18 protein-coding genes are annotated in these 22,981 nt (G+C 73.7%); 10 read left to right on the top strand and 8 right to left on the bottom strand.

Annotated features, from left to right (window positions below; translation table 11 throughout):
• Positions 1 to 3 precede the first annotated feature (3 nt).
• On the bottom strand, positions 4 to 804 hold the full coding sequence (locus ACWEV0_RS30290; protein WP_453152855.1) for a PspA/IM30 family protein: 801 nt from the start codon (positions 802 to 804) through the stop codon (positions 4 to 6).
• A 271-nt stretch (positions 805 to 1,075) separates the two neighbouring features.
• Here ACWEV0_RS30290 and ACWEV0_RS30285 point away from each other — a divergent pair, with 271 nt between their 5' ends.
• The gene (locus tag ACWEV0_RS30285; protein WP_453152854.1) at positions 1,076 to 1,678 is read left to right on the top strand and encodes a DUF3043 domain-containing protein; all 603 of its coding nucleotides are present in this window, start codon (positions 1,076 to 1,078) and stop codon (positions 1,676 to 1,678) included.
• A gap of 305 nt (positions 1,679 to 1,983) precedes the next feature.
• Positions 1,984 to 2,760: a class I SAM-dependent methyltransferase gene (locus ACWEV0_RS30280; RefSeq protein WP_453152863.1), complete on the top strand. Its 777-nt coding sequence runs from the start codon at positions 1,984 to 1,986 to the stop codon at positions 2,758 to 2,760.
• A 362-nt stretch (positions 2,761 to 3,122) separates the two neighbouring features.
• Here ACWEV0_RS30280 and ACWEV0_RS30275 read toward each other — a convergent pair whose 3' ends face one another.
• A complete protein-coding gene (locus ACWEV0_RS30275) occupies positions 3,123 to 3,329 on the bottom strand; it encodes a hypothetical protein (protein ID WP_453152853.1) in 207 nt (68 codons plus the stop codon).
• Between the two features lie 100 nt (positions 3,330 to 3,429).
• Here ACWEV0_RS30275 and ACWEV0_RS30270 point away from each other — a divergent pair, with 100 nt between their 5' ends.
• From ACWEV0_RS30270 to ACWEV0_RS30255, 4 genes are all read left to right on the top strand, one after another.
• Complete coding sequence (locus ACWEV0_RS30270; RefSeq protein WP_453152852.1) at positions 3,430 to 4,632, top strand: bifunctional adenosylcobinamide kinase/adenosylcobinamide-phosphate guanylyltransferase; 1,203 nt, start codon at positions 3,430 to 3,432, stop codon at positions 4,630 to 4,632.
• Positions 4,633 to 4,707: 75 nt separating this feature from the next.
• Positions 4,708 to 5,787 carry a nicotinate-nucleotide--dimethylbenzimidazole phosphoribosyltransferase gene (gene cobT / locus ACWEV0_RS30265; protein WP_453152851.1) on the top strand — a complete coding sequence of 360 codons (1,080 nt, stop codon included), beginning with the start codon at positions 4,708 to 4,710 and terminating at the stop codon, positions 5,785 to 5,787.
• Positions 5,788 to 6,096: 309 nt separating this feature from the next.
• Positions 6,097 to 7,857, top strand: a complete 1,761-nt coding sequence (locus tag ACWEV0_RS30260; RefSeq protein ID WP_453152850.1) for a phosphatidylglycerol lysyltransferase domain-containing protein — start codon at positions 6,097 to 6,099, stop codon at positions 7,855 to 7,857.
• Positions 7,854 to 8,603, top strand: a complete 750-nt coding sequence (locus tag ACWEV0_RS30255; RefSeq protein ID WP_453152849.1) for a hypothetical protein — start codon at positions 7,854 to 7,856, stop codon at positions 8,601 to 8,603. Before ACWEV0_RS30260 ends, ACWEV0_RS30255 begins: the two co-directional genes overlap by 4 nt.
• On the opposite strand, the gene ACWEV0_RS30250 is transcribed toward ACWEV0_RS30255, so the two are convergent.
• A complete protein-coding gene (locus ACWEV0_RS30250) occupies positions 8,537 to 9,307 on the bottom strand; it encodes a hypothetical protein (RefSeq protein WP_453152848.1) in 771 nt (256 codons plus the stop codon). The genes ACWEV0_RS30255 and ACWEV0_RS30250 overlap by 67 nt on opposite strands.
• Before the next feature lie 78 nt (positions 9,308 to 9,385).
• On the opposite strand from ACWEV0_RS30250, the gene ACWEV0_RS30245 reads away from it, so the two are divergent.
• Entirely contained in the window at positions 9,386 to 10,150 is a 765-nt protein-coding gene (locus ACWEV0_RS30245) for an adenosylcobinamide-GDP ribazoletransferase (RefSeq protein ID WP_453152847.1), read from the top strand.
• Between the two features lie 35 nt (positions 10,151 to 10,185).
• Here the strand turns inward: ACWEV0_RS30245 and ACWEV0_RS30240 are convergent, their stop codons facing one another.
• From ACWEV0_RS30240 to ACWEV0_RS30220, 5 genes are all read right to left on the bottom strand, one after another.
• Positions 10,186 to 10,980 carry an endo alpha-1,4 polygalactosaminidase gene (locus ACWEV0_RS30240; protein WP_453152846.1) on the bottom strand — a complete coding sequence of 265 codons (795 nt, stop codon included), beginning with the start codon at positions 10,978 to 10,980 and terminating at the stop codon, positions 10,186 to 10,188.
• Positions 10,977 to 11,603, bottom strand: a complete 627-nt coding sequence (locus tag ACWEV0_RS30235) for a spherulation-specific family 4 protein (RefSeq protein ID WP_453152845.1) — start codon at positions 11,601 to 11,603, stop codon at positions 10,977 to 10,979. Before ACWEV0_RS30235 ends, ACWEV0_RS30240 begins: the two co-directional genes overlap by 4 nt.
• 139 nt (positions 11,604 to 11,742) lie before the next feature.
• A complete protein-coding gene (locus ACWEV0_RS30230; protein ID WP_453152843.1) occupies positions 11,743 to 13,566 on the bottom strand; it encodes a hypothetical protein in 1,824 nt (607 codons plus the stop codon).
• A 124-nt stretch (positions 13,567 to 13,690) separates the two neighbouring features.
• Positions 13,691 to 15,205: a GT4 family glycosyltransferase PelF gene (gene pelF / locus ACWEV0_RS30225; protein ID WP_453152842.1), complete on the bottom strand. Its 1,515-nt coding sequence runs from the start codon at positions 15,203 to 15,205 to the stop codon at positions 13,691 to 13,693.
• Positions 15,206 to 15,237: 32 nt separating this feature from the next.
• Entirely contained in the window at positions 15,238 to 17,367 is a 2,130-nt protein-coding gene (locus tag ACWEV0_RS30220) for a hypothetical protein (protein ID WP_453152841.1), read from the bottom strand.
• A 339-nt stretch (positions 17,368 to 17,706) separates the two neighbouring features.
• Between ACWEV0_RS30220 and ACWEV0_RS30215 the strand changes: the two genes are divergently transcribed.
• The 3 genes from ACWEV0_RS30215 to sucB all read left to right on the top strand — a co-directional run bounded on the left by ACWEV0_RS30215 (position 17,707) and on the right by sucB (position 22,880).
• Complete coding sequence (locus ACWEV0_RS30215) at positions 17,707 to 19,212, top strand: leucyl aminopeptidase (RefSeq protein ID WP_453152840.1); 1,506 nt, start codon at positions 17,707 to 17,709, stop codon at positions 19,210 to 19,212.
• 444 nt (positions 19,213 to 19,656) lie between these two features.
• Complete coding sequence (lpdA, locus tag ACWEV0_RS30210; protein ID WP_403798538.1) at positions 19,657 to 21,045, top strand: dihydrolipoyl dehydrogenase; 1,389 nt, start codon at positions 19,657 to 19,659, stop codon at positions 21,043 to 21,045.
• A 62-nt stretch (positions 21,046 to 21,107) separates the two neighbouring features.
• Positions 21,108 to 22,880, top strand: a complete 1,773-nt coding sequence (sucB, locus tag ACWEV0_RS30205) for a 2-oxoglutarate dehydrogenase, E2 component, dihydrolipoamide succinyltransferase (protein WP_453152839.1) — start codon at positions 21,108 to 21,110, stop codon at positions 22,878 to 22,880.
• Positions 22,881 to 22,981 lie beyond the last annotated feature (101 nt).

Raw genomic sequence — 22,981 nt, 5'->3', positions numbered from 1 at the left:
CGCTTACTTCTCGTAGCGCGGGTGGGACTGCTGCTGCGACTGGTTCTGACCGGTGCCCGTGCCCGAGCCGCCCTCGATGGCCTGCTGCTGCGCCGACGGTCCGCCGGCCAGCTCGGCCTTCATCCGCTGGAGCTCCAGCTCCACGTCCGAACCGCCCGAGATCCGGTCCAGCTCCGCCTGCAGGTCGTCCTTGGCCAGGCCCGACTGGTCGTCGAGCGCGCCCGAGGCGAGCAGCTCGTCGATCGCGCCGGCCCGCGCCTGGAGCTGGGCGGTCTTGTCCTCGGCCCGCTGGATCGCCAGGCCGACGTCGCTCATCTCCTCCGAGATGCCGGAGAACGACTCGGCGATCCGGGTCTGCGCCTGGGCCGCCGTGTACGTGGCCTTGATCGTCTCCTTCTTGGTGCGGAAGGCGTCGACCTTGGCCTGCAGCCGCTGGGCGGCGAGGGTCAGCTTCTCCTCCTCGCCCTGCAGGGTCTGGTGCTGCACCTCCAGGTCGTTCACCTGCTGCTGGAGCGCGGCCTTGCGGGACAGCGCCTCGCGCGCCAGGTCCTCCCGGCCCAGCGCGAGGGCCTTGCGGCCCTGGTCCTCCAGCTTGGCGGACTGGCTCTGCAGCTGGTTCAGCTGCAGCTCAAGGCGCTTGCGGGAGGTCGCCACGTCGGCGACGCCCCGGCGGACCTTCTGCAGCAGCTCCAGCTGCTTCTGGTACGAGTAATCAAGGGTCTCGCGCGGATCCTCGGCCCGGTCGAGGGCCTTGTTTGCCTTCGCGCGGAAGATCATCCCCATACGCTTCATCACACCGCTCATGGGCTTCGCGCGCCCCCTTCTGACGGACTGGGCTCCAGCACTCCAACATGAACCACAGTACGGTTCATGTCTCCATTACCGCACTGTTCGGGACCCGATGTGCTCCTCCCCAAGGACGAGTGGGGATCACCGATCCTCCCGCCCAGGGAGTAGAGGATTCCCCGGTGTCCCACCGTTCTCCACGGTGTTCCAAGGCCAGGGACGCAGTCCGTTAGCGGATCGTTCCCGCCCGTGCTGGGTCCCACACCACTCACCACGTACCCTTGGCCTTGTGTTCCGTAGCCGTTCGAAGGATGAGAAGGCCCCCACCGACCAGGTGACGGCGGACCTCTCCAAGCAGCCCCGCGACCCGCAGGCCCCCAAGGGCCGCCCGACTCCCAAGCGGAGCGACGCGCAGACGCAGCGCCGCCGCGCCCAGTCCGCGCCGGTCGACCGCAAGGAGGCCATGAAGCGGCAGCGCGAAGCGCGCCGTGTGGATCTCGCCAAGCAGCGCGAAGCGCTGGCCAGCGGCGACGAGCGTTACCTGCCGGCCCGCGACAAGGGCCCGGTGCGGCGCTTCGTCCGCGACTACATCGACTCGCGGTTCGTGGTCGCCGAGTTCTTCCTGCCGGTCGCCGTGGTGATCCTGGTGCTGTCGCTGTTCGGCAACACCAACCGGGCGCTGCAGAACGTCTCGCTGCTGCTGTGGGCGGCGATCATCGTCCTGATCGTCCTCGACTCGATCGGCATCTGGATCCGGCTCGGCAGGCAGCTGAAGCAGCGCTTCCCGAACCAGCCGACCCGTGGCGCGATCCCCTACGCCCTGATGCGCTCGCTCCAGATGCGCCGGCTGCGGCTGCCGAAGCCGCAGGTCAAGCGCGGAGAGCGGCCCTGAGCGCGGAGTTCTCGGGCCCGGTGCCTGAGCCGGTACCGGGACCGGAGCCGGTTCCGTCGGAGTCCGCGACGGCCGGCACGGAGACCGCGACCGATGCGGTGACGCCCACCTACGCCACGAGCGCGGCGGAGGCGGTGGCTGCGGTTGAGGCCGTGACCGCCGCTGAGGCTACGGCCGTGGCTGGGACTGAGGCCGTGAGCACGGCTGTGGCCGTGGCTGCGACTGAGAACGAGACCGACGCAGAGGCTGCGGCCGTGAGCGCGGCCGAGACCGCTGCCGCCGCCGAGGCCGTGGCCGCGGCCGAGGTGCTGCCCCTGGTCGGCCACTGGCCCGTCGTTCCCGGCGGGCTGCGCGACACCGTCCGCCAGGAGCTCATCGCCCGCCAGCTCGACGAGCAGATAGCCGCCCGCTACCCCGTGGGGCAGCGGCTGCGGATCCTCGACGCGGGCATGGGCCAGGGCACCCAGGCGCTCCGCCTCGCCCGCGCCGGACACACCGTGACCGGCCTGGAGTCCGACCCCGAGCTGCTCACGGCCGCCCGCGAGTCGCTCGCGACGGAACCGGCCGGCATCCGCGAGCGGGTCCGGCTGATCCAGGGCGACGGCCGCGAGACCGGCGTGCACTTCCTGCCCGGCAGCTTCGACGTCGTGCTGTGCCACGGCGTGCTCATGTACGCCGACGCGCCCGACGCGCTGCTCGCCGGCCTGGCCCGGATGCTGGCCCCCGGCGGCCTGCTCTCCCTGGTGGTACGGAACGCGGAGGCGCTGGCCATGCGGCCGGGCCTCGCCGGGGACTGGGCGGGCGCGCTGGGCGCCTTCGACTCGGACGTCTACAGCGACCGCAACGGCGCGAAGGTGCGCGCGGACCGTCTCGACGCGCTGACCACGACCCTCGCGGGAATCGCGGCGCCGCTGCACGCCTGGTACGGCGTGCGGGTCTTCACCGACGGCCTCCCGGCCAACGAGGGCCTGCCGGCCGCGGACGAGCTGGAGCGTCTGCTGACGGCGGAGGACCGGGCGGGCCGGACGGACCCGTACCGGCGGATCGCAGGGCTGCTGCACCTGTGCGGGGTGCGGGGCTAGACCCCGGCCCCCGTCGTCCCAACGGGACGACGCCTTCGCTCAACGCGTTGTGGGTCGCGCCCTCGGGAGCCCGACCGACCCCCGTTGCGGGCTGCGCCCGCTGGGGCGTCGCCCCTGGCCCCCCCGTTGTGGGCAATCGTCCCGCAGGGCGGGACGGGTGGGCACAACGGGACGACGCCCCTTGCCGGGCCCAGGCTCCTCGCGCGTTGACGCCCGCCCCGATGGCGCCGCGGTCGTGGTGCGGGCCCAGGCACCAGGGGCACAGGCGTCCGCACAGGCGCCGTCCCCTGTCCCGGGGCCTGCCCCGGCGGTCCCGGAGGCGGGGGCACCCGCTCGCGCCCCCTCCCCCGCAGCCGGGCGCTTCAGCCCTCCGCGTCCAGGGGCATCGGCCCGTACACCTTCGACCCGTCCTCCGAGAGCGTCACCTGGTCCGCGCCGCCGTCCAGCAGGTCACGCCAGTTCTCGCCGAGCCAGGACTCGGCGTCGCCCTGGGTGGTGAACTCCTCCGGGGTCACCGAGGGGGCGACCTCGCTGCCGTCGGACTTCTCGAACCGCCACGTCCATGCCATGTCCGCCTCCTGGGGATCCTGGAGCTCACCGGATGATCGGTTTCCTGCCCGCAGCGTAGCCGGGCGCGCACGGGTTGCGGCGACGCGGGAGGATCTGAGCGTGGAACTGACTCTGCTCGGCACCGGCGCGCCCCTCGGTCTCCCCCGTCCCGACTGCCCGTGCGCGGTGTGCGCGCTGTCCCGGGGGAAACAGGCGCGGGCGGCGACGTCGCTGCTCGTGGACGGGGCGCTGCTGCTCGATCTGACGCCGGGGGCCGCGCTGGCCGCCGCGCGTTCGGGGCATTCACTGGTCGGCGTACGGCAGGTCCTCCTGACGCATCCGCACGACGGGCCGGCCCTGGAGGTGCCGGCGGGGCTGCCGACGGCGGTGCGGGTGCCGGACGGACGGGAGTTGACGCTGATCAGCGGGCACCGGGTGCGGGCGGTGGCGATGGATTCGCCGGGCACGGGGTACGAGGTGTCGTCGACGGAGGGCGAGCGGCTCCTCTACCTGCCGCCGGGCGGCGCACCGGCCGGCCTGACGGACGATCACCGGCGCCCGTACGACATGGTGGTGGCGGACGTGACGGGCCGTCCGGACGCGCTGGCCCGGCTGCGGGCGACGGGCGCGGTCGGGCCGGGCACCGAGGTGATCGCCGTGCATCTGGACCACGACGCGCCGGCGGGCGCCGAGCTGGACCGGCGGCTCGCGGCGGCCGGGGCCCGGGCGGTGCCGGACGGGACGACGATGTACGTGGGCGAGTACCACGCCGTGCCGGCCGTGCCGCGCCGCACGCTGGTCACCGGCGGGGCCAGGTCGGGCAAGTCGGTGGAGGCGGAGCGGCGTCTGGAGACCTTCCCCGAGGTCGTGTACGTGGCGACGGGCGGCACCCGCGAGGGCGACCCGGAGTGGGCGCACCGGGTGGGCCTGCACCGGGACCGGCGGCCGGGCTCGTGGCGTACGGAGGAGACGACCGACCTCGTACCGCTGCTCGCGGCCGAGGGTCCGGCGCTGCTGATCGACTGTCTGTCGCTGTGGCTGACCGACGCCATGGACCAGGTCGGCGCGTGGGACGACGAGACCTGGGCGGACGGCGGCCGGGACGCGCTCGCCGCGCGCGTCGCGGAGCTGGTGGCGGCGGTGCGGGCGACCCGCCGCACGGTGGTCGCGGTCACGAACGAGGTCGGGTCTGGCGTGGTCCCGGCGACCGCGTCGGGGCGGCGGTTCCGGGACGAGCTGGGGCGGCTCAACGCGGCCTTCGGCGACGAGTGCGAGCAGGTGCTCCTCGTGGTCGCTGGACAGGCCCTGGTACTGCGGGGCTAGCCGGTAGGGTTCGAACGATCGCCCTACTCACGCGTGTGCCCCACGACCGATTGACGTCCCTAGGCGGAACCAACCTTGAACCTCGACGACTTCTCCGATCTGATCGAGCGCCCCGACGGCGGGATCCGGCGTGACGCCGAGGAGCGCCGGGAGCGGCTCGCCGTGCGCCCCGGAGCGCTCGGGCGGCTCGACGAGCTGGGCGAGTGGCTGGCCGCGGCCCAGGGCCAGGTGCCGGTGCGGCCGGTGGAGCAGCCCAAGGTCGTGCTGTTCGCGGGCGACCACGGGGTGGCCTCGCTCGACGTCTCGGGGCGGGCCGCCGGCACCGCGTACGAGCTGGTGCGCGCCGTCCTCGACGGCGCGAGTCCGGTCGCGGTGCTCGCGCGGACGCAGGGCGTGCCGGTGCGGGTGGTGGACGCGGGTCTGGACTGCGACCCGGAGCTGCTGCCCGCCGAGGTGACCCGGCGCCGGGTGCGGCGCGGCACGGGCCGTATCGACCAGGAGAACGCGCAGAGCCCGGCGGAGGCGCAGGCGGCGCTCGAACTGGGCATCGCGATCGCCGACGAGGAGGCCGACTCGGGCACCGATCTGGTCGTGCTCGGCGACCTGAGTGTCGGCGGCACGACGCCGGCGGCCACGCTGATCGCCGCGCTGTGCGGGACGGACGCGTCGGTGGTGACCGGGCGCGGCGGCGCCGGGATCGACGACCTGGCCTGGATGCGCAAGTGCGCCGCGATCCGCGACTCGCTGCGCCGGGCGCGCCCGGTCCTCGGCGACCAGCTGGAACTGCTCGCGGCGGTCGGCGGGCCGGACCTGGCGGCGATGACGGGCTTCCTGCTCCAGGCGTCGGTGCGCCGGCTGCCGGTCATCCTGGACGGCGTCGTGGGCGCGGCCTGCGCGCTGGTCGCGCAGCGGGCGGCGTTCCGCGCGCCGGACTGGTGGCTGGCGGGCCAGGTCAGCGGCGAGCCGGCCCAGGCGAAGGCCCTCGACCGGATGGCACTCAACCCTCTGCTCGACCACGGCGTCACTGTGGGCGAGGGAACCGGGGCGCTGCTCGCCCTCCCTCTGGTCCGCGCCGCGGCCGCCCTGGCAGCGGACCTGCCGGAGGCGACCGTCCCGGCCGAGCCGGCGGCAGCCGACTCGGCAACGAACGGCTAGCGCTCGACCGGTCCGATCGGTCGGCCGGGCAGGTCAGCTGAGCGGGTCGACCGGGTCCGGTCGGTCCGCCGGGCAGGTCAGCCGGGCAGGTCAGCCTCAGGTCCGGTCCCAGGTCCGGTCCCAGCCGACCAGGCCGCACCGGCCGGCTACGGCAGGGGCAGGCTCGGTCGGCAGGGCCGCGGCCGGGGCGGCTTCGGCCGGCCCTGGCCGGGGCGTCGGGTTCCGGCTCGGGGCCGGGCGCCACGCGCGTGGCGTCCGATCCCGGCCCAGCCCGGACAGGCCGAGTAGCGCCCCATATGATCGCGTTTTATGGGAGAAGTCCGTTTGTCCACCACCGGAGCACCTCTGAGCACGGTCCGTTCGCGCCGCAGCGCCGCGTTCGCCGTCTGGTATCTGCGGGCCGTCACGTTCGTCAATTTCCTGAGCGCCGTCTGGGTCTCGTTCGGCAACGACCTGCGCCGGCACAACGAGGACAACTACTTCACCCCGTACATGCTGACCGCCGGCTTCGCCTCCGGTGTGTTCACGCTGTTCCTGGCGATCACCATGCGCCGTCGCAAGCGGGCCGCGTGGATCCTGAACATCGTGCTGAGCGGGCTGTTCCTGCTGCTCTTCGCGGTCGTGATGATCTTCCCGGAGATCCGGCAGCACGCCCAGAACTGGGTGTCGCTGGCGCTGACCGCCGCGTTCTTCGCCTCGCTGCTGCTCGGCCGCAAGGAGTTCTACGCGAAGGGTGACCGCTCCAACCCGATCGCGGCCGCCGTCGTCGCGGTCGGCGGGCTGCTCGTCACCTCGCTGCTCGCCGCGTTCCTGGTCACCGTCACCAACACGGCGTCCGGGCAGTCGACCTTCCTGGAGCGCTGGAAGTACGGCGTGCTGCGGCTGATCACGCTGGCCACGGACGACAAGGCGTTCGCGAACATCAGCACGCCCGGCTGGGTCGACGTCGTCATCAACGTGATGTCGACGCTGCTGCTGTTCGCGGTGCTGTTCGCCGCCTTCCGGGCCCGGCGGGCCGTCGACCCGCTCACCGAGGAGGACGAGGACCGGCTGCGGGCCCTGCTCGACAAGCAGGGCGACCGGGACTCGCTCGGCTACTTCGCGCTGCGCCGCGAGAAGAGCGTCATCTGGTCCCCGAGCGAGAAGGCGGCGATCGCCTACCGGGTGGTCGGCGGCGTCTCCCTCGCCTCCGGCGACCCGATCGGCGACCCGGAGGCGTGGCCCGGCGCGATCGAGCCGTGGCTGGCCGAGGCGCGCGAGCACGGCTGGATCCCGGCGGTGATGGGCGCGAGCGAGGAGGCCGGGCAGATCTACGCCCGGCACGGGCTCGACGCGCTGGAGCTGGGCGACGAGGCGATCGTGGAGACCGACGAGTTCACGATCGACGGACGGGCCATGCGCACGGTCCGGCAGGCGTTCAACCGGGTCAAGCGGGCCGGGTACCAGGTGCGGATCCGGCGCCACGAGGACATCCCGGCCGACGAGATGGCCGTACTGCTCGCCAAGGCGGACGACTGGCGGGACGGCGAGACCGAGCGCGGCTTCTCGATGGCGCTCGGCCGGCTCGGCGACCCGAAGGACGGGCGCTGCGTGATGCTGGAGTGCTCCGACGAGCAGGGCGAGCTGCGCGCGCTGCTGTCGTTCGTGCCGTGGGGGCCGAAGGGGCTGTCCCTGGACCTGATGCGGCGGGACCGGGAGTCCGAGAACGGTCTGATGGAGTTCATGGTCATCGAACTCCTGCAGCGGGCCAAGGAGATCGGGATCACTCAGGTCTCGCTCAACTTCGCGATGTTCCGGTCCGTCTTCGAACGTGGCTCGAGGCTCGGTGCGGGACCGGTGCTGCGCATGTGGCGTTCACTGCTCAGCTTCTTCTCCCGCTGGTGGCAGATCGAGTCGCTGTACCGCGCCAACGCCAAGTACCGACCGATCTGGGAGCCCCGATTCATGCTCTTCGAGAAGAGCGCCGACCTGCTGCGCATCGGCCTCGCCGCCGGCCGCGCCGAGGGTTTCCTGGAGGCTCCCGGGCTGCCCAAGTGGCTGCACCGCAAGCATCTGGAGGGCAGACGTTGACCCGCCCCTCGTCCGTGCGGACGTCCGTGCGGACGTTCGCGCGCCGTGAGTGGGGCCCGCTCTTCGGGACCGTGCGCACGGCGCTCGCCTTACGCCGGTGGCGCGCGATCCCGATGACGATCGGCGCCGTCCTCCTCACCTCGGTCTTCCAGCTGGTGCAGAACCAGGACTGGGGCTACCAGGCGGTCCAGGACATCGGCTCGGTGCGGGCCGAGGACCCGGTGGGGTACGCGCTGCTCCGCACCCCGCTCTCGCTCTTCGTGCCGGCGCTCGACCTGCCGGTGTGGGGCGCGCTCGGGCAGGTCCTGCTGGTGTTCGGGATCGCCGAGATCTGCCTGGGCCGGTGGCGGACGCTGCTCATCGCGTACACGGCGACGCTGGCCGGCACGCTCTACGCGCGCGTCGGCATCGCCCTCGGCCCCGACAACCCGCTGGGGCTGCCCGGCTCCGACGCGCAGATCGTGGACACCGGGCCCTCGGCGGCGGTGGTGGGCCTCGCGGTGTACGTGTGCTGGCGCTACCGGGCGAGGTGGACCGGGATCCTGGTGATCGTCTCGATGGTCGTCGAGGTGCTGGTCAAGAACAACCTGGCGGGCAAGGAGCACATCGCCGCCATCGCCGCCGTACTCCTCGTGATCGCCTTCCAGGAGTGGCGGGAGCAGCGGCGCGGGCCGCTGGCTCAGCTCGACGACGTGGAGCCGCCGCGGCCCGGGACGCGCTCCTGGAAGCCGCCGATCAGGTCCTGAACCCTCCTCCGTACCCGGGTCCAGCGCTTGTCGTGCCGGTAGGCGCGGATCCGGGCGCGGGCGCGGGCGCGGTGCCGGCGGGCGTAGAGCCTGCGGGCCCACCAGGAGCCGGGGCGGGCGAGCCGGACGGCCCCGATGATCGCGACGAACGGCACGAGGGTGCCGATGATCGCCAGCCGCAGTTTTCCCTTCACCAGGGTGATCAGGACGAAGAGGAAGTTGACGGCGAGGGTCAGGATCAGGGTCGCCCGGTCCTGGCGCTCCTCCCCCGTCATGTCGTTGACACCGAGCGGCGAGAAGCCGGTGAGCGTGAGCAGCACGAGGGTGGCGGTGAGGACGACGACCTCGACGCTCTGCCGGCCGGCGTCCGTCCAGTAGACGTCGTCGAGGTGCAGGATCAGCGCGAACTCGTCGAGGACGAGCCCGGCGCCGATGCCGAACACCACCGCGAAGACCGCGGCCGTGACCCCGTGCCGGCCGCTGCTGACCGCCCCGAAGCCGCCGAGCACGCTGAGCACGACGCCCGGCACCACGTGGTGGATGTGCACCCCGCCCGAGGAGACGTTGCCGAAGGGGCCCTTGCCGGCCCGGATGAGGCGGGTGATGGTGCGGGTGACGAGGAAGGTCACCACGAAGGCGGTCAGGGCCAGGAAGAGCGGGAGCTTTCCGGGTTCGACGATGTTGCGGGAGAACCAGTGACCCATGCCACCCTCTGCCGATTGGTCAGTTTTCGTCCGGTACAGCCAATTTAGCCTCCACGGCGGGGCACTACCCTTCCGCGGATGGACGGCCTGCGATTCGCCTTCGGCACCCTCACCGTGCTCCCCGCCCGCATCACCCGCTGGGACCGCGACGCGGCCCGGGCCGGGATGCTCTGCGCCCCGCTCGCGGGCCTCGTCGTCGGCCTGTGCGCGGCCGCGGCCGGCGGCGTGTCGCTGGTCCTCGGCGCGGGCCCGCTGCTCGCCGCGGTCCTCACCGCGGCCGTCCCCGCCGTGCTCACGCGCGGCCTCCACCTCGACGGTCTCGCGGACACCGCCGACGGGCTCGGCAGCGGCAAGCCCGCGGAGGACGCCCTGCGGATCATGAAGCAGTCCGACATCGGCCCCTTCGGCGTCATCACCCTCGTCTTCGTCCTCCTCGCCCAGATCGCCGCGCTCTCCCAGCTGTACGCCGAGAGCTGGGCGTACGGCACGGTCGCCGCCGCGCTCGCCGCGACCGTCGCCCGCCTCGCCCTCACCCTCGCCTCCCGCGAGGGCGTCCCCGCGGCCCGCCCCGAGGGCCTCGGCGCGATCGTCGCCGCGACGGTCCCGGTCCGGGCCGCCGCCCTGGCGACCGGCCTGGCCGTCCTGCTGAGCGCGGCCGCCGGCGCGCTGTTCTCCCCGTACGACGCGCTCCGCCACGCGCTGGCCGCGGCGGCCGCGCTGGGGGCCGCGGAGCTGCTGCTGCGGCGGTGCGTGGCACGCTTCGGCGGGGTGACGGGGGACGTGTTCGGGGCGGTGGCGGAGACGGCGGGGACGGTGGCGTTGGTGGTGCTGACGCTGGGTTGAGTCCGGCCGGAAGTCCGGCCGAAGGGGACGGTGGCTCAGCAGGCCTGCCGCCAGGCCCCCAGCTCGTACCTCTTCCGCATGGAGCTGAGGCCCAGCCTCCGCGCCTCCGCGCAGAACTCCCCCACCTCCAGCTCGTACTCCACGTGGAACACCGCCTTGCCCGCCCTCACGAACGGGACGAGCCGGTCGCACTCTCCGTACTGGGCGCACTGCTCGTTCACCGCGAAGTCGAAGTCGGGGAGCAGGTCGGGGATCTGGTCGAGGTCGTTCTTGAGGCCGACGGCGAGGCCGCGGTCGTGGGCGAGGCGGGCGATGAGGCGGTTGTAGCGGAGCTGGTCGGCGGGGGTGAGGGGGAAGCCGGTGTCGTTCTGGTAGCCGTCCATGTTGTCGGGTTCGACCGCGTCGAAGCCCTTGGTGCGGCACAGGTCGAGGCGGCCGGCCATGAGGGGGGCGAGGAGGTCGGTGCGGCGGATGTCGAGCCAGCGTTCGCCGGGCCAGCCGTTGCCCTTGCCGAGGACCGCCTTCGGGAACTTCGCGGCGTCGGGGCGGAAGTCCTCCCAGGCGCCGGTGGAGACGTAGCAGATGACCTTGCGGCCACGGCGGTGCAGGCCGGCGACGGTGGTGGCCGGATGGTCGAAGCCGTCGATGTCGTAGACGGGCACGTCCACGGAGGGGTCGAGGCGGCCGCTGAGCTGCCACTGCCAGGCGAGACCGGGGGCCGGTTGCCAGCGGTCGGCCCGCGGCTTGGGATCCGGGGCGGGAGGCGTCGTCGTGCAGGCCGCGAGCAGGAGCAGGACGAGGGCGAGCGGGGGCAGCAGGCGGCGGGTCACCGGACGGGCTCCAGGGTGTGCGGCAGCGTGCCCCACGGGTGCGCGCCCGTGCCCGGCACGGCGCAGTGGACGGGGGTCGCCGGGCGCGGGGCGTCGGCGGGGGCCGCGTAGACGAGGTGGCAGTAGTGGTCGGCGACCGGGAGGTCGAGGGCGCGGTAGGCGTCCCAGGGGCCCTCGAAGGTGACGAGGAGGTCGGCGAGTTCCTCGTAGCCGGGGGCCGGGTGGGCGCCGTGGTTGAGGACCAGGGTCGCGGCGCCGGCGGCCCGCGCGGCCACGGTGAGGCGGCGGTAGTGCGGCAGCGCGGCCGGCTCGGTCGGCACCTGGTCGAGGAACGCGCCGTCGGCGCCGTACCAGTCGCGGTGCCGTACGAGGTCGGCGACGACGTCGGCGTGCGGGCGGCGGCCGTAGTCGGTGTCCGCGTAGCCGAGGACCCGCACCCCGGCCGCCCGCAGCCGCGCCGCGACCTCGGCGAACGCCGCGTCGGGGGCGCGGCCCGCGCCGCTCGCCGGATTGAGGACGACACCGTAGAGGGCCGGGGCGGCCGCGACGACGGCGGCCCAGTCCTCGGGGCGGTCGGCGGGGTGCTCGTAGAACGGCACGAGGATCAGGGGCTTCGAGGACAAGGGGGCTGTGGGGGGTGTGGGGGCCGCCGACGGCTTCGAGGCCGTCGGGGCTGTCGGGGCCGCCGAGGGCTTCGGCGGTTTCGTCGATCTGGTTGATTCCGGCGTTTTCAGGGATGTCACAGTCCGGGCCTCCGGGCCCCTAGAAGCGGTGGGCGGTCGGTCGAACCAGCAGGACACAGGTCAGCACGCACAGCACGGCCGCCGCCAGACCCGCCGCGACCGGCCCGGCCGCCGGCGCCAGCGCCTGCGCGACGGCGGCCAGCAGGCACACCACGGCCGCGCTCGACACCGCGCCGAACGCCTGCAGCAGCAGTCCCAGCCACAGCACCGCGCCGACCAGCAGCAGCGCGACGATCCGCCCCGCGGACACGGCGGCGGCGCCGGGCCACAGGGCCCCGGCGGTGAGGGTGAGGGCGAGCAGCAGGGCGAGGTAGCCGCCGAGGCAGCGGACCAGCATGCCGGTGACGGCACGCCGGAACTCGTACGCGGTGGTCAGCAGCCGCAGCCGGGTGAGGCTGGCGCCCCGGAAGCGGTGCAGGAGCCATTCGGCCGGGCCCATGGACAGGCTGAGCGCGATGACGGCGTCGGCGCCGACGCCGAGCACGAGCAGTCCGCTGCCGAGGCCGAACAGGCCGTACGGGAGGGAGGCGGCGAACGGCGGTCCGCCGCGGCCCCCGGCGCGGCCGCCGCGCAGCGTGAGCCCCGCGAAGACGGTGGTGGCGGCGAGCGAGAGCAGCAGCAGGGCGATCCGCAGCGGCTCCGGCAGGTCGTAGCGGAAGGCCGGGACGGCGCCGGCGAGCGGCAACAGGGCGGCGAGCAGGGCGCGTTCGCGTCCGAGGACGAGCAGCACGGTCGCCGCCGCCAGGTACACCGCCTGCCCGGCCCCGAACAGCGCGGCCGGCCCCTCCCCCGGCCCGGCCGCCGCCACCGCGACCGCCGCGCCCGCGAGCGCCCCGGCCGGCGCGCCGGTGCGCAGCGCCCGTACGGCCGCCCGCCGGTCGCCGAGCCCGAGCCAGCTGTACGCGCGGTGCGCCAGGGCCTGGTTCCACACCCACCCGGTGACCGCCCCCGCGAACAGCGGCACGCTCCCCGGCGGCAGCCCGTACCGCCCGGGCCCGTGGGCCAGGATCGGCGCCCCGAGCACGTACGCGAGCCCCGGCAGCGCGAAGACGAGCCCACGCAGCAGGCAGCCGGCGAGCCCGGTGTGCCAGGGCCCGGCGGCCGGCGCCTCGGGGTCGGGGTGGCGGCGCTCGGTGCGGGCGTAGAGGTCCTCGGCGAGGGCGAAGGAGTCGGCCCGGCCGTAGGTGAGCCGGATGTGATCGTCCGTCATGCCGTCCGACTCCAGGATCGCGGCTATCTCGTCGGGGTGCACGGCGACGGCGGCGAGCGCGTCGAGCCGGGCGACGAGGTCGTCGAGCGGGTCGGGGGCGTACTCCGTCCCGGGGGGCGAGGCGGCACCGCAGGGCTCCGTCCCAGGGGGCGAGGCGGCACCGCAGGGTCGTCCCTGCGGGCCGCGGGCGGCCCTGGCCGCCTCGGACGCACCGGGTGAAGTGGCCCCGCCCGGCAGCGCCTGCGGACGGCGGACGGTACGGGCCACCTCGGACGCACCGGGCGAGCTGGCACCGCCGGACAGCGCCTGCGGGCCGCGGACGGTACGGGCCGAGGTCGGCGCCGGGGCGCCGAGGGCTCGGCCTGGCCCCGGCCGGGCGGGCCCCGGTCGTACCGGCGGCGCCTCGGGCGTGGGCGGTCCGGCGGCCAGGGTCAGTTCCTCGGGGGACGCCCCGGCCCCGTGCGGGCCGCTCGGTACGGGCCGCGCCACCGGGGCGGGTCCGGCGTCGGGGGCCTGCGGGCCCGGGCCGGCAAGCGCGGTCACCGGATCCGGCGCGGCCGTCGTCCGCTGCCGCGGGATCGTCGGCAGCGAGTCGCCGGTCGTGCCCGGCTTCAGCCAGAGGGAGCCGCTCACGCCTGCACCCCCTCGGGCCGGGCAGGGCGCCGGCAGGCTGTGAGTGCCACCGGCGCCGCAGGCACGGCCGGTCCGCCGGCCGGCGAGTCGCTCCTCGTGCCCCGTCTCGGCCACGGCGAGCCGTTCATGCCGGCACCCCCTCGGCCCACGTCTGCCGCCACGGGTCGGTGAGGCGGACCGTCCAGTCCTCGGGCTCGACGGGCGGGACGGTGGGACGGCCCGCGAGTTCGAGGTAGATGCGGCGGAAGCCGTCGACGGAGCGGTGGAGGGTGAAGCGGTCGACGACGCGTTGACGGGCGCGGCGGGCCAGGTCGGCGCGGCGGGCGTCGTCGCGCAGCAGCTCGGTGACGGCGGCGGCCATGACGGCGGGTTCGCGGGGCGGGACGACGAGGCCGGTGTCGCCGACGGCCTCGCGGACGCCGCCGACGTCGGTGGAGACCGTGGCGCGGCCGCAGGACATGGACTCGATGAGGGAGAAGGGGAAGCCCTCGCTGATGGAGGAGAGCATGACGACGTTGCCGGAGGCGTAGGCCCCGGCGACGTCGGAGGTGCGGCCCTCGAAGGTGACGCCGTCGGCGACGCCGAGTTCGGCGGCGAGTTTCTCCAGGCGGGTGCGGTAGTCCTCGTTGCCGGCCGGGACCGGGCCGAACAACCGGAGCCGCAGCTCGGGCAGTTCGGCGCGGCAGATCGCGTAGGCCCGGATCAGGGTCTCCAGGTCCTTGATGGGGTCGACGCGGCCCACCCAGCTGAGCGTGGGGGTCTCGGGCTCGGGGCCGGCCCAGGGGAAGGCGGCGGGGTCGACGCCGTTGTAGACGGTGCGGATGCGGTCGGCGGGGGCGCCGCCGCGTTCCTCCCAGCGCCGGTTGTACTGGTTGCAGGGGGTGATGAGGTCGGCCTTGCGGTAGCCGAGGGTGTTGAGTTCGCGGTAGAAGCCGAGGAGCAGGGCCTTGACGGGGAAGCGCTGGGCCTCGGTGCGGTAGCCGAGGTAGCGCTCGCGCAGGTAGATGCCGTGTTCGGTGAGCAGGAAGGGCACCCCTTCGAAGTGCTGGGCGGCGAGCGCCGGCAGGGTGGCGAGTCCGCTGGAGACGGCGTGCGCGACGCGGCCCTCGGATATCCGGGCGGCGAGCGGGCGCAGCGCGTGTTCCAGCAGGTCGGTGGCGGTGAGGGCGTCGTGGACGGTGGGCCGGGCCGCGGCCGTCGGCAGGTGCGGCATGGTCCAGATCCACATCAGGGAGCGCAGGACGCGCTCGGAGCGCAGGGCGGCGGTGAGCCGGCCCTCGCGGGCGAGCCCGGCGAGTGCGTACAGGCTGTCGCCGAAGTCGCAGCCCGCCGCCGGGTCGAGGATCGCGAGCAGCAGGCGTTCGTACGCGCCGAGGAAGCGGCGGGCGGCCCGGCCGCGCGGCGCGCACCGGGCCCGCTCCGGGGCGGCGCCCCAGAGCGGGAAGGAGGTGTGGGCGGTGAGGTTCGGCGGCAGTTCCCAGGTGACGGGTTCGCGGCCGCTGCCGGTGAGGGCGAGGACGTGGAAGTCGACTTCGGGCATGCCCCGGACGAGCTGGTCGCACCAGGTGCTGACGCCGCCGTGGACGTGCGGATAGGTGCCTTCGGTGAGCATGGTGACGTGACGGCCGCTGCTCGGCATGTGCGTGTCCCCCCGGACGCGAGGCGGGCTGGTCAGGTCGTCGGCAGCTTGAGCGTGACGGCGGTCTGGAGCAGTTCGGGTGTGGTCCAGGCGGACCGGGTGCCGGCGTACGGGGTGCCGAACGCTGTCGTGCCGAGCAGGAGTTGCTTGCGGGTGCCCTCGGGGGCGGTGACGGGGACGGCGACGCCGGAGGGGGCCTTGACGGTGACGGTGTCGCCGACGCGGTAGGCGGTGACCTGGCCGGCGGCGAGCGCCCGCTCCCAGTCGGCGCGGCGGCTCAGCTCGGTGCCGACGTCCTTCTGGCGCGGGTTCACGAGCGGGGTGTTGGCGGCGTAGACGGCCCTGTAGTCGGCGAGGACCTGGTCGAGGACGGGGTAGAGCAGGCGTTCCTCGGCGAGGTTGGACTGGTGGACGTAGTGCGGGCGCGGGTCGTTGCCGAGGACGTGGGTGAGGGCGGTGCGGGCCTCGCGCGGCGCGATGTACGCGGCGTAGCCGGTGGCCGGGTCGAGCGGGGCGGGCAGGCAGGTGGAGGCGGGGTTGTTCTCGCAGAGGCCGCTGCCGCCGTCGGCGCGCGAGGTGTAGATCCAGTTGTACTCGTCGGTCATCTCGGCGGCGGTGCCCACGTTGTAGTACACGTTCATGGGGTGGCGGGGCACGGTCAGGGCGGCGCCGTAGCCGGTGCCGACGGAGCGCTGCCGCGGCTCGCGGGAGGCGTCGCTCGCGGTCCATCTGATGCCGTTGTCGGCGAGGGCGCCGGCCAGGTTCGGGTTGTCGACGGGCTGCTGCGGCAGGGTCTTCAGGCCGGAGTGCTCGCCGGTGACGAGCTCGGTGCGGTCGACGGAGACGCCCTTGCCGGTGGCCCAGTCGAGGTTGTCGCGGATCTGCGCGGAGATCTCGCTGCGGCTCACCCACCGCACCGCGCCGGTGGCGTCCTTGGCGCAGCTCCAGGGCACGGTGGTGGTGTCCTGGACGCAGCCGAGGAAGGCGTGGGTGTAGGTGTGGTTGACCCAGCGGTACTGCGCCCGGTCGGCGAGCAGCCGGGCGGCCAGCGGGTCGCTGCCGCCGTGCTCGGTCTTCCACTCCTCCCCCTGGCCGCCGTTGTAGACCAGATCGAGGAGGAAGCCCGAGGACTTCTGCCAGGCGGCGGCGTACGCGGCGTCGTCGGCGGTCATCCGGACCGGGTTGGCGCCGGCGTCGTCGCCGCCTGGGCAGTCGTTGTCGCCGGGGGTGCAGTTGCGGACGGTGTCCCAGCGGGCGTCGGGGGCGAGGACGTCGTCGACGTGCACGGAGAGGTAGTTGCGGCTCTGGCCGAGGTGGACGCCCTGGGTGAGCCAGTCGACGATGCCGCGGGCGAGCACCCGGAACTGCCGCTGGTACGGGTTGTAGGCGAAGGTGACGACGAGTTCGCGGCGTCCGTCGTGGGCGTACTCGCCGATCAGGCTCATCCGGCCGCCGTCGGCGGCGGGCATGTCGAGGTAGCTGGTGTAGCCGGCCCGGGGGCGGCCGGCGTAGCCGTAACTCTCCGAGACGTCCGGGTCGTTGTCGTCGAAGGTGACGGTCCCGCGCAGGTCCCGGAAGGGCCCGGCCTGCCCGGCGGGGGTGACGTAGGCGCGGGCTCCGTCGAGGACGCCGGCCCAGCCGCCGTCGGACGTGTAGTCGAGGCCGACGTCGGGGTGGGCCCAGGTGTAGGCGTCGACCTGCGGGATGCCGAAGTCCTGCTCGTACGCGACGAGCGCGGCCTGCTCGGTGGAGTCGGGGCCGAAGACGGCCTCGTGGGGCAGGACGACGCCCTGGTACCTGGCGCGCGGCCGGCCGTCGACCGTGTCGTGGAGGAAGGCCGCGGTGAGCACGGGCCGGTTCGGGTCGTCGAGGTCGATCCGGCGGTACGGGATGCCGGAGCCGGTCAGCTCGGCGGTGATCGCCTGGACCGCGCTGCCTCCGTCGTCGACGACGAGCACGGTCAGGTCGACGCGCGGGGTGGTCGTCGCGGCGCCCGCCTGCGCGGAGGGGACGACGGTGGCGAGCAGCGCGGCGGCGGCGAGCGCGGCAAGCCGGGAGCCGCCGCGGGCCGCGCTTCGGGCGGCGAGCCCGGAGTCCCGGCCGGCCGCGGCTCGGATCGCGGCGCGGGAGGTTCTGGGCGTGCGGGAGCGGCTGGAATCCATCGGTGGTGTCCCCCCTCGGCAGGCCCGCCGGGGCGGCGGGACCTGTGGAGATGTCGCAGTGGATGGCGTGGTCGAGGCGCGTTCGAAGGCGCGTCGGAGTTGACGCGGAGCCGACGCGGCCCGGTGACGCGAGCCGAGTCTGGAACGGGGTCGCGGGGCCCGCGACGTAAACCGGACAGAGACACCACGGACGAGTGAATCACCGTCGCCGTGAGCGAAAGCGGTGAGCGAGCGTAACCTCGTGTCCGGGCGCTCTTCGGGCCGAAATACGATGCGGCGGGCACGGTCGGCCCATCCCTCGACCGCCACAGAACTCAACGGAAGCGAGATTTCACCACCGTGACTGCTCTCACTCTCAGCACCGCCGGCGCGGCGACGCTGCGCGCCGACGTCGTCGTGGTCGGCGCCGCGAAGTCCGGGAAGACCCTCGTCGTGGCCCCCGGCGCCGAGGCCGTCGACCAGGCGTTCGACGGCGGCCTGGCCGCCGTCCTGGACACTCTGGGTGCCACCGGCGCAGAGGGTGAGGCGACCAAGCTTCCCTCGCCGGCCGGCCTCAAGGCCCCCGTCGTGCTCGTCGTCGGCCTGGGCTCCGCGCCCGAGGACGGCGAGGGCTTCGACGCCGAGGCGCTGCGCCGCGCCGCCGGCACCGCCGCCCGCGCCCTGGCCGGCGTGAAGAAGGCCGCCTTCGCGCTGCCGATCGGCGCCCCCGAGGACGCCGCCGCCATCGCCGAGGGCGCGCTGCTCGGCGCGTACGCCTACACCGCGTACCAGGACGGCGAGGGCCGCAAGAAGCCGCTCGGCGAGGTCGCCCTGCTCGGCGCCAAGCCGCGCGACAAGGCGTACAAGGCCGCCGCGGACCGCGCGCGGACCGTCGCCGAGGAGATGAACCGCGCCCGCGACCTGATCAACCAGCCGCCGAACGACCTGACCCCGGCCGCGTTCGCCGCCGCCGCGCAGGCCGCCGGCAAGGAGCACAACCTCAAGGTCCAGGTGCTCGACGAGAAGGCGCTCACCAAGGGCGGCTACGGCGGCATCCTGGGCGTCGGCAACGGCTCGGTGAACCCGCCGCGCCTGGTCCGCGTCGCCTACACCCACCCCAAGGCGGAGAAGACCCTGGCCCTGGTCGGCAAGGGCATCACCTACGACTCGGGCGGCATCTCGCTGAAGCCGGCCGGCCACAACGAGACGATGAAGTGCGACATGAGCGGCGCCGCCGCCGTGTTCTCCGCCGTCGTCGCCGCCGCCCGCCTGGGTCTCGAGGTCAACGTCACCGGCTGGCTGGCGCTCGCCGAGAACATGCCGTCCGGCTCCGCCACCCGCCCCGGTGACGTGCTGCGCATGTACAGCGGCAAGACCGTCGAGGTCCTCAACACGGACGCCGAGGGCCGCCTGGTCCTCGCGGACGCACTGACCAGGGCTTCGGAGGAGCACCCGGACGCGATCGTCGACGTCGCCACCCTGACGGGCGCCATGGTCCTGGCGCTCGGCAACCGCACCTTCGGCATCATGGCCAACGACGACGACTACCGCTCCGCGATCCACGAGATCGCCGAGGAGGTCGGCGAGCAGTCCTGGCCGATGCCGCTCCCGGCGGACCTGCGCAAGGGCATGGACTCCGCCACCGCGGACATCGCCAACATGGGCGAGCGGATGGGCGGCGGCCTGGTGGCCGGCCTGTTCCTGCAGGAGTTCGTCGGCGAGGGCATCACCTGGGCCCACCTCGACATCGCGGGCCCGGCCTTCCACGAGAGCGCCCCGTACGGCTACACCCCGAAGGGCGGCACCGGCTCCTCGGTGCGCACCCTGGTGCGGCTCGCGGAGCGGACGGCGGACGGCGACCTCTGATCCAGGTCGGGAGGTGATCCGGGTCCGGAGCCGATCCGGGTCCGGAACCGATCCGGCTCCGGGTCCGGTCCGGTTCCGGGTCTGGAACTGATCCGGAACCGATCCGGCTCCGGACCCGATCCGGCTCCGGCCCGGCTCCGATCCGGCTCCGATCCGGCCCGCCTCACCGAGTGATTCGCGCCACGGCCCCCAGGTCATCGACCTGGGGGCCGTTCGCTCGCGACGAAATCCGTAGCTTCGTACGTGGCCGTCGCCCGTCCGTACGGACTATCCGCCGTCTCAGAGCGCGGCCCCGCGTCCCGCCGTCCGGCAACAAGTGCGAAGATGGGTTCTCGGCAGGACAGGGCCCCCACCACAGGGCCGACAAATATGCGGCCGGACACCCGGAGCCGCCGCCCGGTCATCGACGACCGGCGACGAGCGCACATGCATGGAGGACGTGACGTGGCGAACGACGCCAGCACCGTTTTCGACCTAGTGATCCTCGGCGGCGGTAGCGGCGGTTACGCCGCGGCGCTGCGCGGAGCGCAGCTGGGCCTGGACGTCGCACTGATCGAGAAGAACAAGCTCGGCGGCACCTGCCTGCACAACGGCTGCATCCCGACGAAGGCCCTGCTCCACGCCGGCGAGGTCGCCGACCAGGCGCGCGAGGCGGAGCAGTTCGGTGTCAAGGCCTCCTTCGAGGGCATCGACATCAAGGCCGTGCACAAGTACAAGGACGACGTGATCTCGGGCCTCTACAAGGGTCTGCAGGGTCTCGTCGCCTCCCGCAAGGTGACGTACATCGAGGGCACCGGCCACCTGTCGTCCCCGACCTCCGTCGACGTCGACGGCCGCCGGGTCGAGGGCCGTCACGTCCTCCTCGCCACCGGCTCCGTGCCGAAGTCGCTCCCGGGTCTGGAGATCGACGGCAACCGGATCATCTCCTCGGACCACGCGCTGACCCTGGACCGGGTGCCGGAGTCCGCGATCATCCTCGGCGGCGGTGTCATCGGCGTCGAGTTCGCCTCGGCGTGGAAGTCCTTCGGCACCGACGTGACGGTCATCGAGGGCCTGAAGCACCTCGTCCCGGTCGAGGACGAGAACAGCTCCAAGCTGCTCGAGCGCGCCTTCCGCAAGCGTGGCATCAAGTTCAACCTGGGCACGTTCTTCCAGTCGGCCGAGTACACCGAGAACGGTGTCAAGGTCACCCTGGCCGACGGCAAGACCTTCGAGGCGGAGGTGCTGCTCGTCGCCATCGGCCGCGGCCCGGTCTCGGCCGGTCTCGGCTACGAGGAGCAGGGCATCGCCATGGACCGCGGCTACGTCCTGGTGGACGAGTACATGCGGACCAACGTGCCCACGATCTCCGCGGTCGGCGACCTGGTCCCGACGCTCCAGCTCGCGCACGTCGGCTTCGCCGAGGGCATCCTGGTCGCGGAGCGGCTGGCCGGTCTGAAGCCCGTGCCGATCGACTACGACGGCGTGCCGCGGGTGACGTACTGCCACCCGGAGGTCGCCTCGGTCGGCATCTCCGAGGCCAAGGCCAAGGAGATCTACGGCGCGGACAAGGTCGTCGCCCTGAAGTACAACCTCGCGGGCAACGGCAAGAGCAAGATCCTGAAGACCGCGGGCGAGATCAAGCTCGTCCAGGTCAAGGACGGTGCCGTGGTCGGCGTCCACATGGTCGGTGACCGCATGGGCGAGCAGGTCGGCGAGGCGCAGCTGATCTACAACTGGGAGGCGCTGCCGGCGGAGGTCGCGCAGCTCATCCACGCCCACCCGACGCAGAACGAGGCGCTCGGCGAGGCCCACCTGGCCCTGGCCGGCAAGCCTCTGCACTCCCACGACTGACGCTCACGTCATCACAGGGCGCGACGACCAACTTCCGCAATTCGTTAGGAGCAACTGAAACCATGTCGGTTTCCGTAACCCTGCCGGCGCTCGGCGAGAGCGTCACCGAGGGCACCGTCACCCGCTGGCTCAAGGCCGAGGGCGAGCGTGTCGAGGCCGACGAGCCGCTGCTCGAGGTCTCGACCGACAAGGTCGACACCGAGATCCCCGCCCCCGCCTCGGGCATCCTGGCCTCCATCAAGGTCGCCGAGGACGAGACGGTCGAGGTCGGCGCCGAGCTGGCCATCATCGACGACGGCTCCGGCGCCCCCGCGGCTGCCCCGGCCCCCGCCGCCGAGGCCGCTCCGGCTCCGGCCGCCGAGCCGGCTCCGGCCCCCGTGGCCGAGGCCCCGGCCGCCCCGGCGCCCGCCGCCGAGGCTCCGGCCGCCGCCCCCGCCGGTGCCGCCCAGGGCACCGACGTCGTCCTGCCGGCGCTCGGCGAGTCCGTCACCGAGGGCACCGTCACCCGCTGGCTGAAGTCGGTCGGCGAGACCGTCGAGGCCGACGAGCCGCTGCTCGAGGTCTCCACGGACAAGGTCGACACCGAGATCCCCGCCCCCGCCTCCGGCGTTCTCCTGGAGATCGTCGTCGGTGAGGACGAGACCGCCGAGGTCGGCGCCAAGCTGGCCGTCATCGGTGCCGCGGGTGCCGCTCCGGCCGCCCCGGCCCCGGCTGCCGCCCCGGCCCCCGCCGCCGCCCCGGCCCCGGCCGCTGCCCCGGCTCCGGCCGCTGCCCCGGCTCCGGCTCCGGCTCCGGCCCCGGCTCCGGCCCCGGCTCCGGTCGCCCCGGCCGCTCCGGTCGCCGCCCCGGCTCCGGCTGCCGCCCCGGCCGCCCCCGCCCCTGCCGCCGCCGCACAGCCGGCGGAGGACGGCGCCTACGTGACCCCGCTGGTCCGCAAGCTCGCCACCGAGAACGGTGTCGACCTGGCGACCGTCAAGGGTTCGGGCGTCGGCGGCCGCATCCGCAAGCAGGACGTCCTCGCGGCCGCCGAGGCCAAGAAGGCCGCCGCCGCTCCGGCCCCCGCCGCCGCTCCGGCCGCCGCCGCGCCGAAGACCCCCGCCCTGGAGGTCTCCCCGCTGCGTGGCCAGACGGTCAAGATGACCCGCATGCGCAAGGTCATCGGCGACAACATGATGAAGGCGCTGCACGGCCAGGCCCAGCTGTCCTCGGTCGTCGAGGTCGACATCACCAAGCTGATGAAGCTGCGCGCCCGTGCCAAGGACGCGTTCGCCGCCCGCGAGGGCGTCAAGCTCTCCCCGATGCCGTTCTTCGTGAAGGCGGCGGCCCAGGCGCTGAAGGCCCACCCGGTCATCAACGCCCGGATCAACGAGGACGAGGGCACCATCACGTACTTCGACTCGGAGAACATCGGCATCGCCGTGGACTCCGAGAAGGGTCTGATGACGCCGGTCATCAAGGGTGCGGGCGACCTGAACATCGCCGGCATCTCCAAGGCCACGGCCGAGCTGGCCGGCAAGGTCCGCGCCAGCAAGATCACGCCGGACGAGCTGTCCGGTGCGACCTTCACCATCTCCAACACCGGCTCGCGCGGTGCGCTGTTCGACACGATCATCGTGCCGCCGAACCAGGTCGCCATCCTGGGCATCGGTGCCACGGTCAAGCGTCCGGCCGTCATCGAGACCGCCGAGGGCACCGTCATCGGCGTCCGCGACATGACCTACCTGACGCTCTCCTACGACCACCGTCTGGTGGACGGCGCCGACGCGGCCCGCTACCTGACGGCCGTCAAGGCGATCCTGGAGGCCGGCGAGTTCGAGGTCGACCTCGGTCTGTAAGGCAACGTAACGAGCCTCACCGTCGGCGCCCCCGCCCCGCGGGGTGTGCGGGGGGGGGGGCCGCCCGATGTGGGAAATGGGGAGGGAGGACCCGGGAGGAG

The organism is Streptomyces sp. NPDC003943, assembly GCF_053605265.1.
This window is presented reverse-complemented; position numbering and strand designations above follow the sequence as displayed.